Source organism: Nitrospira sp. T9, from assembly GCF_052156535.1.
In the GTDB taxonomy this organism is placed as follows: domain Bacteria; phylum Nitrospirota; class Nitrospiria; order Nitrospirales; family UBA8639; genus Nitrospira_E.
Window position 1 is genome coordinate 104564 of sequence record NZ_JBQKUP010000036.1, and the last position, 12812, is coordinate 117375.

The 12812-nt window shown below is 48.9% G+C and carries 11 protein-coding genes; 7 read left to right on the forward strand and 4 right to left on the reverse strand.

Features of this window, described 5'->3' with window-relative positions; all coding sequences use genetic code 11:
* Positions 1 to 79: 79 nt before the first annotated feature.
* Positions 80 to 1063 (reverse strand): methionyl-tRNA formyltransferase, encoded by a 984-nt coding sequence (fmt, locus tag ACTRXD_RS12355; RefSeq protein WP_442432109.1) that lies wholly within the window; start codon positions 1061 to 1063, stop codon positions 80 to 82.
* A gap of 222 nt (positions 1064 to 1285) precedes the next feature.
* Between fmt and ACTRXD_RS12360 the strand changes: the two genes are divergently transcribed.
* A complete protein-coding gene (locus ACTRXD_RS12360; protein WP_442432110.1) occupies positions 1286 to 2041 on the forward strand; it encodes a YebC/PmpR family DNA-binding transcriptional regulator in 756 nt (251 codons plus the stop codon).
* A gap of 266 nt (positions 2042 to 2307) precedes the next feature.
* Positions 2308 to 2919: a Holliday junction branch migration protein RuvA gene (ruvA, locus tag ACTRXD_RS12365; protein ID WP_442432111.1), complete on the forward strand. Its 612-nt coding sequence runs from the start codon at positions 2308 to 2310 to the stop codon at positions 2917 to 2919.
* Between the two features lie 588 nt (positions 2920 to 3507).
* Here the strand turns inward: ruvA and ACTRXD_RS12370 are convergent.
* A complete protein-coding gene (locus ACTRXD_RS12370; protein WP_312742168.1) occupies positions 3508 to 3636 on the reverse strand; it encodes a hypothetical protein in 129 nt (42 codons plus the stop codon).
* Between the two features lie 190 nt (positions 3637 to 3826).
* Positions 3827 to 5077, reverse strand: coding sequence for an FG-GAP repeat domain-containing protein (locus tag ACTRXD_RS12375; RefSeq protein WP_442432112.1), 1251 nt, complete (start codon positions 5075 to 5077; stop codon positions 3827 to 3829).
* Positions 5078 to 5275: 198 nt separating this feature from the next.
* On the opposite strand from ACTRXD_RS12375, the gene ACTRXD_RS12380 reads away from it, so the two are divergent.
* Positions 5276 to 5599, forward strand: a complete 324-nt coding sequence (locus ACTRXD_RS12380; protein WP_442432113.1) for a hypothetical protein — start codon at positions 5276 to 5278, stop codon at positions 5597 to 5599.
* Between the two features lie 647 nt (positions 5600 to 6246).
* Here the strand turns inward: ACTRXD_RS12380 and ACTRXD_RS12385 are convergent.
* Complete coding sequence (locus ACTRXD_RS12385) at positions 6247 to 7773, reverse strand: spermidine synthase (RefSeq protein WP_442432114.1); 1527 nt, start codon at positions 7771 to 7773, stop codon at positions 6247 to 6249.
* Positions 7774 to 7989: 216 nt separating this feature from the next.
* Here ACTRXD_RS12385 and murJ point away from each other — a divergent pair, with 216 nt between their 5' ends.
* From murJ to ACTRXD_RS12405, 4 genes are all read left to right on the forward strand, one after another.
* On the forward strand, positions 7990 to 9609 hold the full coding sequence (gene murJ / locus ACTRXD_RS12390; protein WP_442432115.1) for a murein biosynthesis integral membrane protein MurJ: 1620 nt from the start codon (positions 7990 to 7992) through the stop codon (positions 9607 to 9609).
* A gap of 71 nt (positions 9610 to 9680) precedes the next feature.
* Entirely contained in the window at positions 9681 to 10178 is a 498-nt protein-coding gene (gene dtd / locus ACTRXD_RS12395; protein ID WP_442432116.1) for a D-aminoacyl-tRNA deacylase, read from the forward strand.
* Positions 10179 to 10233: 55 nt separating this feature from the next.
* Positions 10234 to 10797 carry a hypothetical protein gene (locus tag ACTRXD_RS12400; protein ID WP_442432117.1) on the forward strand — a complete coding sequence of 188 codons (564 nt, stop codon included), beginning with the start codon at positions 10234 to 10236 and terminating at the stop codon, positions 10795 to 10797.
* Positions 10798 to 11246: 449 nt separating this feature from the next.
* Positions 11247 to 12770: a sensor domain-containing diguanylate cyclase gene (locus ACTRXD_RS12405; protein ID WP_442432118.1), complete on the forward strand. Its 1524-nt coding sequence runs from the start codon at positions 11247 to 11249 to the stop codon at positions 12768 to 12770.
* Positions 12771 to 12812: the final 42 nt, after the last annotated feature.

The following is a 12812-nucleotide window of genomic DNA, read 5'->3' on the forward strand; positions in this document are numbered from 1 at the left end:
ATCCTTTTCCACCAAAACGGGTCATATGAAAACGCCTGGCACCAGAACTCTGCCGGTGCCACAAATTTAAATCACATGATTACACCGCCAAATCGTCATGCTTCCCCATTGAAAAGGTCATGCCGATGGTAACTCGATGCCCGGCTATATAGTCAGAAACGTGCATGCGTTTTTTATTTTCAGGTTGAATCTCCAAAAGATTCAAACTTCCCTGACCAGTTTGGACACGGATGGCCTGTTTCGTGATGTCAGTAATGGTGCCTGGGGCCTGAGAAATGTCATGGGGAGTGTTCCGGATACCTGGTTCTTGATCTTCAACCTGGACTTTCCAAATCCCCCATCGTTCACCCTCCAGGAAAGTATACACACCAGGCCAGGGCGACAGTCCGCGAATGCGATTGGCGAGAGTTCGCGCCGGCCGCTCCCAATACAGCAACCCATCTTCTTTGGTTAAGATTGGCGCCATAGTCGCCGCCGTATCATTTTGGGGGATAGGGGGCATTGTGCCCTCGATCCATCCACGTAGAGTCCTGACCAGAAGGTCTCCCCCAACCTGAGCCATTCGTGGAGCTAACTCCCCTGAGGTTTCGTCCTGCCCAATAGAAAGTTCTTCCTGTTGAAGAATAGCTCCCGTGTCCATCCCTTCGTCCATAAGCATAATGGTAACCCCGGTCTTCACCTCTCCCTGGATCACAGCCCATTGAATGGGTGCAGCACCCCGATACTTCGGAAGAAGGGACCCATGCACATTCAGGCATCCTTTCAGGGGAAGATCAAGAATGGGTTTGGGTAAAATTCGGCCAAACGCAGCAACCACCACCACTTCAGGCTCCCATGCTCGAAGAGTTTCCAGTAATTTGGGATCCTTCATTCTTTCCGGCTGCACCACCGGGATATTTTTTGACAATGCAAGGGCCTTGACCGGCCCCACCTGAACTTTCTTCCCACGCCCACTCGGTCGTTCAGGCTGGCACACGACCCCGACGACAGAAAATTCTGACTTTAATAACTGCTGAAGGGTAGGAACCGCAAAAGCTGGGGTGCCCATAAACACGATACGCATGACTAATTTCCTTAACACCGGATAAAGAATAAAATCAATTGAACAGAATATAGCTCGAAGACTCTTCAGGACAACAACAATCCACCCTGCTTGCGATTCCAAACCTCTCAAACTGCCATGACCACGTGCATTGACTCCCTTTCAATTACTGTGATAGAAGCCCACGCGGGGGCACATTCTGATATTTTCGATGCCTTAAATTATAGGAAATGGACCGCGAGTATGGGTGGACATAGTCATTGGTCAACAATAAAGCGCCACAAAGGCGCACAAGATGCCAAGCGGGGGAAAATTTTCACCCGCGTGATCCGTGAGATTTCCATTGCCGCTCGTAGCGGCGGCGACCCGGACGGCAATCCTGCCTTACGCCAAGCTATTGCGAAATCCAAAGAAGTGAATATGCCTGCCGATACGGTCAAACGGGCTATTCAACGAGGGACCGGAGAGCTTCCGGGAATGCAATTCGAAGAGTTTATGTTAGAGGGCTATGGACCAGGAGGCACGGCACTTCTTCTAGAAATTTCCACCGACAAACGTAACCGGACGGTAGCCGAAGTTCGAAATATTCTCACCAAAAATAACGGGACGATGGCCGAAGCCGGCGCAGTCGCCTGGCAATTCCAAAAAAAAGGGCTGCTGGTCATCGAAAACCAGTCGGTGACAGAAGAACAACTATTCGAACTGGCACTGGAAGCCGGAGCTGAAGACGTGAAACAAACTCCCAACGGATTTGAGGTCATTTCGGAACCAGCAAATTTTGAAGCCGTCAAGGAAGCAATACAGAAGGCTCAGATTGAAACCAGTCTGTCCGAGGTGACCTTTATCGCACAAAACCACATTCAACTTGAAGGCAGAGATGCAGAGCAAGCCTTAAAACTCATGGATCTTTTAGAGGAGAACGAGGACGTGTCCAAGGTCCATGCCAACTTTGAAATATCTGACGAATTGATGGAGAAAATGGCTGCTGAAAGTGCCTAGGAGGCTGTCCAATGATAGACTGATCCACTGGGGAAGAAATGGGTTTCTCCAGATTTTCAGATCCGTTTCGCCCAATTACCCAACTTCCCCTCGAACGTTTAAAACGCCTCACTCAAACAAACAGAGCCTCCTTATGATCGCTAATCTCGGACAGGCTCTCTGCCTTCTGGGTTCCACTCTGCTCTATCTTTCATTATTCCTACTTTGCCCTTCACAATCCCCACCATCCCTTCATCATTTGCAGATAGTTTGAGTTTCGCACAATCATGATCGCCTCCCTGTCAGGAACCCTCTTTTCCAAAACCCCACAAGAGGCCGTAATTTCTGTGCAGGGCGTGGGCTATCATGTGTTTATAGCCCTTTCCACCTATTTCAGCCTTCCTGAAATCAATTCCACGGTGCAAGTTTTTGTCTCCACCCACTTGCGGAATGACACCATTCAGCTTTTTGGATTTTCCACCACTGAAGAGAAGCAAGCTTTTTCACTTCTTACCACCATCAGCGGGGTCGGACCGAAACTCGCCCTGAGTGCGTTATCGACCCTTTCCATCCCAGATTTGTGTACAGCTATTGAAAACGGTGATCTTGAAACCTTAGGTTCCATTCCCGGAGTTGGGAAAAAATCGGCGAGTCGAATCGTTCTGGAGTTAAAAGACAAAACCAATCGCATCATGCTTCAGGATTCCCACAAACTCTCGCCAACTCCGACCGAACCGACCAACCTTCTCCAGGAGGAAGCCGCCTCCGCCCTCATCAATTTGGGATATCGCGCCCCCGAAGTCAAAAAAGCCATGAATCTCGCGACGGCTAAATTGGACAAAGCGTACGAACTCGAAGATCTCATCCGCACAACCCTCAAAGAATTAGCTAAAGGATAATTGAAAAAGCTCCTCTGTTAAGGGATTACAGGTTTTTGCCAAAGTCCAAGGTGTGATCAAAATGTGGAATAAAGGATTGAGAGAGAAAAGGAACGTTATTGCAAAAATCAGGACATTAAATTATGCCATCCGAAATAAAAACCCATTACACCACGGCATAATCCTTAGAATCCACTCAGTGGTTTGCCACATCACAGAGACCAGACAGAGACTCAATCAGTTCATAGGTTTATGAGTTGCTACGTTGAAAGTAAGGCGGGAGGGTTTAGACAGGCTAGAGGGTTTCACGAATTTTTTGACCGTTGTAACCGCTTTCGAGAACGCGCTTAAAAAAACGCAACACATCTGCTAAATCAAACCAAAATCCACAATTGATACATTTTGCGTTGAACCGGCGTGACATCCTGGTGTACTGCCGTTCAACCAGCATAGTTCCTTGGCATCTAAGACACGTCATATCGATACAAACCTACTCCTGGATTAGATACTCACGATGAGCGGATGGGACAATCCCCACTTTTTCCTGCCAATCCCAAAAAACAGGGATTACAGTCCCTTTTAGTCTTTTTCCTGAATCATCCAGGCTATCTAGCGAAGTCGATTTAGAATCACCGCTACACAGCCCGCAATGACTCCACCTCCTAAAACCGTCAGTCCCATGGAGAGAATTCCTTCCCACGTCCCAGAATACGACGAACCATAAATCAGGTCTCTCATGCCTCCCTGAACAAGCAAAACAGCTAGGGTCAACAGAGACCCCATTCCAAACCACCAGCCAAAAGTTCGCACATTCTCCTCACGAGGCTGAATCACGCTTTGGACCGGCGTTACGCCTCCGTCTGAAAGGCAAAGGTACTGTAAACATTGCAGAAATCGGGTGTCAAGAACATCACATTTGAAGAAGAATTCAAGAAGGAGTTGCCGGGAGTTGGCCCTTCCGGATATTCAACCCATGATGTAAAAAAATAGAGACATTACTTGAAGCATTATTCACGACCGCCAATCCCGGTTCTTCCCCCCGATCGGTGGCAATCGATAGGGTGGTTAAAGCAAAGGGGGCATGCGGAGTGGGATAATCTCTTGGAGGATAATGAAAGGTCCCATCACCCTTCCCAAATAACAACGAAATACTTCCGGATTGAATATTGGCAACGGCCACATCCGGAACTTTATCGCCGTCAAAATCCTGAGCCACTCCATAATTTGGTCCGGCATCACCGCCCGATTCCCTTCCCTCCTGAAAAGTTCCATCCCCGTTTCCTAAAAACACGGTAATTGTGTTCATTTCACCGTTAATCACGAGAAGATCTATGGCTCGATCAGTATTAAAGTCTCCAAAGGATACTCCCAATGGCCGCTTGCCAGTACGATAGTCAGTTGGAGCTTGGAAGGTGCCATCCCCCAAGCCCAGCCAGATCGATACCGCATGACTCATCGGCCCTCCATTAGACACGGCCAGATCCAAATGGTTATCCCCATTCAAATCCTCGGTAGCCACAGAGGTAGGCGTATCTCCATATTCATATAATGGTCCCAATCGAAATTTGCCGTTCCCCATCCCCAACAGGATTTGGATTTTGTCGTTGCGGAGGGCCACCACTAAATCAGGAAGAAAATCTTCATTGAAATCTCCTGTGGCAATACTCACTGGCGTACGATGAACCAGGTATTGGGCCCCACGCAAAAAAGTGCCATCGCCTTGTCCCAAAAACACGAGAGCATGATTATCCCCGGAGCACGCCACAACGAAATCCGGCACGTGGTCAAGATTAAAATCATCCACCGCCACATTCCTTGGCTCCTGACAGGCAGAAATCGTTTTTTGGTCCTCAAAACTCCCGTCCCCCTTTCCCAAGAGCAGTGATAGGGAATTTCCCTGAATATTGCTGGTAATCAAATCCGTAAACCCATCACCGTTAAAATCACTGGCTCGGATTGACGTAGGGTTTTTACCGACCGGAATATCTAAATAATGATAAATCAGATCAGGAGGATTGTACTCTTCACGCGTAGGACAACCGACCAAAGACAGGAGGTCCAAAAGACCCAGAAGAATGACAAGTCGAGCCCACAAAGACTGACTGGAATACAATTCTTCTTGCCTTTCTCCAGAATGTGTGGGTTGAGAGGGTGCAATTATAAATGCAGGATAAACCATGCCCAGCGCCTTGAGTATACGGATTTTTCCAAATGATGTAAAACCTGCTAGTAGCCCGAGAAATCCTCTTTTTTCTACCAGGCTACAGACTTTGCCAAAGGCAGTTTTGAAAAGTATGACCTTCGCACACTGGATGACTCGACTCTCTTTATGTTATAGAGGTCCCTTGTCTTTTTGTCTGTTTGTAAGGAGGAAATCATGGCCGAAGAAAAGCAGAAAATTGATTTAAGCATGTATGGGGTAGCCGAAATCATAAAATGGTGCATTACCCGCAACAACGGACGTATCCCAGGAACTGATACCGCCGTCTTCAAAGCACTTCAGGCAGCGGTGGCCGAGAGGCCAACCTCAGGGGATTACTATACGCTGGATCAATTTTATAAAACACGGAAAGTCTTCGAATTTACCAGTGAGGAGGTAGCCGTGGTTGATCGATGTCTTTATGATCTCCCGAATTTTGACGGCGCTCAGCTACCACAAATTCGATACAAGTTTTGGCCAGAAGCTGTCTGTTCAAAATAGGATGACATCAGGCCCCATACTTCCTGAACATATTGTAAACTCTTTCGATTGCCTGTCTCCTACAATCCTTGTCTTCAGGCTTAGAATGGGCGCAACAACGCTTCCCGAGGGCCCAAAATCAAGCGAGGGTTGGACGGCTAGAAATTCTGCTATGCACCTACACGTTGGAATGGGAGACACCTGATAAACGTGGGGAGTGAAAACCGCCTAAACCAAAATAACTCTTGGCAATCAAAAACGCCAAAGCAGCCCATGCCAGGACCCCACATGTGTGGATCCCTTCTTTGTTAGAGGGGTCTGTTGAAAAAAGCCGCCAGCGGCGTTCTCGCCATTTTCCCGTGCTCACCTACTAAGCGTAGGCTCCGCGCGTAAAAACGGCTGCGGCCTTGCTGGACGGACTTTTTTGAACCGACCCGGAGCCTTGAGGAGTAATCTAACCCTGGGCAAATTTGCCCTTGAACATCTTTATTATTCAACACTCCCTAGAGTGGCCTCTAACCGTTTTGGCAACACCCGGATTATTCCACCATACCAAACAGGAACAAGCCACCTTTCTAAGTAAGCTCCCCTTAGCAAGTTGAGAGGTATCCCACGTCGTTTTTAGGAATGAGGGGAGGAACCCTGCTGACTCAAAGCGAAAGGGATACTTACCCTTCCCCTTGAAGTAAATCTAGCGGAGAGAAATCATCAGTCAGAATCTGACCAGGAGCCAGAAGGACCGGCTCCTGTGACATGAAAAATGCAAACCCTTCTGGCGGAAATCGATCCCGATTCATCTGACGAGCCAGAACATCCAAAAACTGCGAATCACGCATAACGGAGACAGGTTTTCCACCAAAAAAAATCAGGTTCACGGATCCTTTTTTTGTATCTAACCATTCAGGGCCCGCAACACCGTAGGACACCACATCAGGAAACGCCAGTTGCATCGTGGTCAACACGGCTTGTGCACGGCGAACATTCGCGGGTGAATCGGAAGACGCCAAATTAACAGCAACCGCGCCTTCCGGGTGCACATGCTCCCGTAATTCCTCAAAGAATTCCCGAGTCGTCACATGGAACGGAATGAGATGCCTGGCAAACACATCGACCCACACCACATCATACTGGAAAGGATTTTTTCGTAAAAACGTACGGGCGTCTTCCACATAAACATGATGGTTGAGCGGTGGCGTATAACCAAAATACCGTTCAGCTGCCCGGACTACAGACGGATCCATTTCGACCACATCTAATTCCAAATCCGGCCAGTTCTTCCCTAGCCACTTTGCCAATGATCCTCCGCCATGGCCTAGAATCAATCCTCGCTTGGGTTTCTCGACAATTGGCAACACACCCATCATGACTTGGCTATAGGGCAAAGCAAGAGATTCCGGAGTCGCTTTCCACATCACCGCGTGGAAGGTATTGTCCAAAATGAGATAACGGAATAAATCATTTTCACTCACTCTAACCTGTTGGTACGGGCTATCCTCCTGATAAATGGCCGGTGGCAAAATGCTGACCGGGTGAAAACCCATCCAGGTCACTCCGGCTAATCCCGCAAGAAGCAGGGCCTGTAAACTCGGCTGGAGTATTCCAACTCTGAATGTCCACCATAGACCGAGACATACCTGGACCACGCCAAGGATAGCGACTAATGTAGCACTACCCAGCCAGGTTAAAAGATAAAAGGACGTCCCCCACGTTCCGATGAGGCTTCCGATGGTTGAAACCGCAATCATGCCACCGGTATGACGTCCAAGATGCCCCATATCCCCGATAGCCAAACGCAAGAGGGCCGGGAGAACGCCGCTCAACCCAAATGCCGGAACCGCCAATAGCACACTGGCGGCAAAACATGGCCCCCAGCGAGGATCCTGAATCCATTGGGCCACTCCAAAAACGACGGGTTGCCCTACCCAAGCCAACAACAAGGTCCAAGCGCCGGACAGCAACAACAGCCCAGCCAACACCCGCTGCGGAGCATATCGATCAGCCAGCCAGCCTCCAGCGGCATAGCCACTGCTCATGGCAGCCAGGACCACCCCAATCAGCGCGCCCCAGACATATAGCGAACTGCCAAAAACCGGCGCGAGAAGTCGGCTTCCTAAAATTTCCAACGCCATCACCACCGCACCGGTCGAGAACGCGGTCGCAAAGCACCACCATCGTGGCAGACTGGATTGAGTCAACGAAGATCTTGTCATAAGATGAAGAATTGGATGGACAAAAGGGAATTGATGCTAAAGCATGATTTAGAGGGTGTCAATTCAGAAACAACCGAAAAAACCCGTATCCAGGCTCTGCGTGCGAACCCGGGCCCTTTTTTAATCTTCGAGCAAAACGATCGCTCTCTGATATCTGTCAGATGAAACAACTCAACCCTTTCCGGTAACATTCCGATTCGGATGTCTCAATCAGCTCAACCTCCACCAGTCCCGTCATCTCCTCAAGGAGAGACCCAACGTATTAGCCGTGCGGCCGGGCTGATCGGCGGAGCTACTTTCTGTAGTCGGATTCTCGGATTTATTCGAGATGTCACTCTCGCCAATCTGTTTGGCGCCAACGCTTCAGCAGACGCCTTTTACATCGCCTATCGAATTCCCAATCTGTTGCGAGAACTTTTTGCGGAAGGGTCCATGTCTTCCGCCTTTATCCCGGTGTTCACCGAATATCATTCGACCCGCTCCAAGCAGGAAACCTGGGAATTAGCCAGCGCAGCATTTACCACGCTCCTGACGCTCGTGACCCTTGTCACCTTACTGGGCATCGTTGCCGCTCCGAGTCTCGTCTGGCTTCTTGCGCCAGGCCTCCATGGTCAAGCAAATCAACTCGCCACGACCACGCTCCTCACGCAGATCATGTTTCCCTATTTACTCTTCGTGAGCCTGGCGGCTCTGGCCATGGGAATACTTAATTCCCTCCATTCATTTGCCGTTCCTGCCCTAGCTCCTGTCTTTTTTAATCTGTGTGTCATTTTCTTTGCAGTAGCCATTTCCCCGTTATTTGATCAGGCGATTCTGGCTGTAGCCATTGGCATTGTGGTGGGAGGGCTCGCTCAATTCCTCATGCAATTACCCAGTTTACACAAGAATGATTTCCCATTGTCCTGGAATTTTCATCCGCACCATCCCGGGGTGAAACGAATGGGGTTTCTGCTCATTCCTTCCCTGTTAGGCTTAGCTGTGACCCAAATCAATCTCACCATCAGCACGATTTTAGCTTCGTATTTTCAAGGGGGCCCCACGTATCTGTTTTATGGAATGCGACTCATTCAATTCCCGTTAGGGATTTTTGGTGTGGCAATGGCCACAGCCATTTTGCCAACCTTATCCGGCCAAGCAGCCCGTGGAGCCATTCATGAACTACGGGAAACGGTAAATTTCGGGTTACGCATGGTGCTATTTATCATTCTTCCATCAATGGTTGGGCTGATCCTATTACGCATACCCATAATTCATGTGTTTTTCGAGCATGGCGCCTTTTCGGCCATGGACACGGCTGGAACCGCTTCGGCCCTTCTCGGATTTTCAATCGGATTGTGGGCATTCGCCAGTTATCGAATTCTGGCAACCGCATTTTATTCCCTTCAAGATACGAAAACACCCGCCATCGTGGCTGTAGGTTCGGTTGGCCTCAACATTGGGCTGTCATTATGGCTTATGCAATGGCTTCAATACACTGGGTTAGCCCTGGCGACCGCATGTGCCGCAGTGGGGAACACCCTTATCTTACTGACCGTTTTGGGGAACCGCCTTCAGGGGCTACTGTGGAAGACACTCGGCATATCCCTGGTCCGCACAGGAATAGCGCTTCTCCCCCTCATCGCCGTTTCTCTCTGGATTGCAGGATTCCCGCTATGGCAGACAACAGGACAGAGCCTCGAAAAAGTTGCCTGGTTGATTGTGGCGCTTGTTGCAAGCACGATTGGATATTTTTCCGTTCACTATGTATTCAAGTCAGAGGAGCTCACGCACCTGACCCTCATGTTGCGACGAAAGATACGCAAAGCGTCTTCTACAACGTAAGCATGTGGACTGACCGGCTTCCCGTCATCATGCACGGCTGTCCTAAGATAGGCGATATCACGAAGGGTCACATGATTGCCGTTATTCAACGCGTCACACAGGCTTCAGTCACGGTGGAAAGCCAAGTCATCGCCCATATCAACCGGGGGCTCGTCATTCTGCTAGGTGTGGCCCAAGGCGATACCGAACAAGACGTGTCCTTCATGGTCCAAAAAATTCCTCGCCTGCGAATTTTCCCTGACATACAAGGGAAAATGACCGATGCCCTCCAAGACATCAATGGCGAACTCCTCCTGATCTCTCAATTTACCTTACTGGCTAATACCGGAAAAGGACGATGCCCAAGCTTTGAATTGGCAGCGCCTCCCGAAGAAGCACGTGTGCGATACCAGGAATTACTGGAACAATTCCGAGCCCTTGATCTATCTGTACAAACAGGAATATTTGGTAAGACAATGGTCGTGTCATTGGACAATGACGGTCCAATGACCCTCATTCTGGACAGCAGGGCAGGCAAAGGAGTAAATAAGGTTAAGAACCTTTTTCATCAGACCGATAGACATACATAGAAACCGACACACCCTGACGAAGGGCCATTCGGTGGAAAGAGAGGGAAGGGCATTGATGACACAAATCCCTGAACAACATCCTCTAAGGCAGTTATTTGGTCGGTTAACAGAACGAAACTTTTCCGAAGCATTGGGATGGCCGGATTTTCAAGTGACGGAATATGTTTCAAACCTGCTTCTCGAATTTATCCATATCGATCAACTCTCCCGTATTAAAGACCATGAGGGAGAACCCGTCGAAACAGTGGTTGAGCTCCTGTACGCGGCCGAATCCCATACCCAACAGTCTTCTGCTGAAAAAGAGCGGGATATTCATCGTCATATTGGGGACCTGACCTTGTTCCTCGCCGGACTCTTCCCCGAATATTGCAAACGGATAAAATGCTCCGGACTTATTCACCACAAAGATTTTTTGGTGGATTACGTTAAAGCCGGGAAACGCTCCTACAGTATTGTGGCTACCCATCAAGACCCTCAGGGCAAAAACCCACCGGCACTCTTTCAAACGCTTTCAACGAATTTTGAACTCTGTGTCGCGGGCCTTGGTTTTGTCCGATTAGACCTGGATCGTTTTCAGGATCCTAACCTGAACCAAGCGCAAAGCCACCTTTTCCACTAGGCGCTGTTCTTCCCGGCCGTCTCCTTAGCTCGGCCCTCAATATGATGGTGACCCACCTGGCGAACCCTGCCTCGCTGGATTTTCCGGAATGGCTCGTCCCATCATCCACAGAATTTGCAAACCCGACAAAAACAGCCAAATCAACAGCAATGTGACAGAACATGCCTATTATCTAGAGACCCAATGTTTTGCACTTGCATTTTCCCTTATCCCACCTTCTCGCTTCGAGCCGGTCAATCAGGAGGATCGCTTCCGAATTAAAAGGAGAGAAACCGATTTTCCTCTCACGCCTATTCAGATGACATACAAATATGCCGAAATGCCTATAATCAGAAAACATCACGGATATATCCTCGTATTCATGGATCTCGATAGTATGAGGATTGGTAGTTCTTCGGATGCAGAGTCTTTCGAGACACTCGCGAAGGCCTTCTGACCAAGAGTGCTTTATGACACCAGAACTTGAAAAGAAACTACAATCCTGCCCAAGCCTTCCAAGCCCGACAAACGTCGCCATAAAAATAATCAACCTAACCAACGACCCCGAAGTCGATATCGACGGTATCATCAAAATTCTGCATTGTGATCCGGCGCTGGCCAGCAAAATTCTACGAACCGCCAATTCTCCCTTATACCCTTATTCAAAAAAAATCGAGAATCTTCATCAAGCGGTCATGGTCCTTGGTCTCAATGCGACCATTTCACTCGCTCTGTCCTTTTCGTTAATGAAATCGCTTCAGACCCATCGAAAGTCTGGCTTGGACTATTCGCTGTATTGGAAACGTGCCATCCTAGCTGGAACTGCCTGTCGTGTCCTTGGGACAACGTGTGGATTAACCGGAATAATAGAAGAGTTGTATCTTTCGAGTCTCATACAAGATCTTGGAATGCTCGCACTCGATCAAGTGTTCCTGGACCTCTATAATTCCCCGGAGCTGGATCAAACATGCCATGCCAGCATTATCGCCCACGAAAAACAATGTCTAGCAGTGAATCATGCCGCTGTGGGAAGTTGGCTCTTGAGGCAGTGGAATTTTCCAGACCGCATCCGGTTGGCTATAGCCGGGAGCGATGATTCCTCCCGAATTCCCCCGCAAGATGAACGCGCGAAATTTGTCTATTGTGTGTCGCTGTCAGGGAAAATTGCGGAAATATTTCTACGCGAGTCTCATAGCGAATATCTCCAGGTTGTCAAAGAAGAAGGCCATAACTTGCTGAATCTCACTCCAGAGGCGCTTATGGAGGTGCTGGAAACGACCGAAGACCTTATTCCAGAGACGGAGAAAGTTTTTCAGACAGACCTACAGACGTGGACCGAACCTCAAGCCATTCTGGAAAAAGCCAGGGAGACACTTCTCCTCCGAAGCCTTCAGACTATTAAGGAAGTTCAGGAACTCCAAATCAACAAAGTGACGATGGAAGCCCAATTCCATAATTTGGAAGAAGTCCACCGCAATGATCCCCTCACCGGGGCATTGACAAGAGCTTCCCTCGATCAATACTTAGACTCCTCTTTTAAACAAGCGCTCGCCAATGAAGAATGTTTGACCCTGGTATTTGGAGACCTTGATAAATTCAAATCCATCAATGATACCTATGGACACCAGGCGGGGGATAGCGTTCTTCAATCCACAGCACGTCTACTGCTTGCCCAGGTTCGCACCACCGATATGGTCGGACGATACGGAGGAGAAGAATTCGTGCTCATTCTTCCGAAAACCTCCTCACCCGCCGCTAAAATAGTGTGTAAAAGAATCCTCTCAGCGTTTCGCAATGCCACCCATGAAATAGCCAAAAATCAAAACCTTGCCGTCACCATTTCTCTGGGAGTCGCAACACACACGCCGGATATGCCTTATCCCAATATCACCGCCCTTCTCCTTGACGCAGACAAAGCCGCCTATCATTCTAAATCCCACGGTCGCAACCAGTGCACCTATTATGAGAAAATAAAAATTGAACAGCCGGCTTAACACTGGAAGCAGCATCCACCCGGCACTCCACTCTATTTTTTT

What these genes read in the sequence shown, in the direction of transcription:
- fmt (WP_442432109.1), bottom strand. Translation starts at nt 1,063, where the DNA reads ATGCGTATCGTGTTTATGGGCACCCCAGCTTTTGCGGTTCCTACCCTT.
- ACTRXD_RS12375 (WP_442432112.1), bottom strand. Translation starts at nt 5,077, where the DNA reads ATGGTTTATCCTGCATTTATAATTGCACCCTCTCAACCCACACATTCT.
- ACTRXD_RS12400 (WP_442432117.1), top strand. Translation starts at nt 10,234, where the DNA reads ATGACACAAATCCCTGAACAACATCCTCTAAGGCAGTTATTTGGTCGG.
- ACTRXD_RS12405 (WP_442432118.1), top strand. Translation starts at nt 11,247, where the DNA reads ATGACACCAGAACTTGAAAAGAAACTACAATCCTGCCCAAGCCTTCCA.
- ACTRXD_RS12370 (WP_312742168.1), bottom strand. Translation starts at nt 3,636, where the DNA reads ATGAGAGACCTGATTTATGGTTCGTCGTATTCTGGGACGTGGGAAGGA.
- dtd (WP_442432116.1), top strand. Translation starts at nt 9,681, where the DNA reads ATGATTGCCGTTATTCAACGCGTCACACAGGCTTCAGTCACGGTGGAA.
- ruvA (WP_442432111.1), top strand. Translation starts at nt 2,308, where the DNA reads ATGATCGCCTCCCTGTCAGGAACCCTCTTTTCCAAAACCCCACAAGAG.
- ACTRXD_RS12360 (WP_442432110.1), top strand. Translation starts at nt 1,286, where the DNA reads ATGGGTGGACATAGTCATTGGTCAACAATAAAGCGCCACAAAGGCGCA.
- murJ (WP_442432115.1), top strand. Translation starts at nt 7,990, where the DNA reads ATGTCTCAATCAGCTCAACCTCCACCAGTCCCGTCATCTCCTCAAGGA.
- ACTRXD_RS12380 (WP_442432113.1), top strand. Translation starts at nt 5,276, where the DNA reads ATGGCCGAAGAAAAGCAGAAAATTGATTTAAGCATGTATGGGGTAGCC.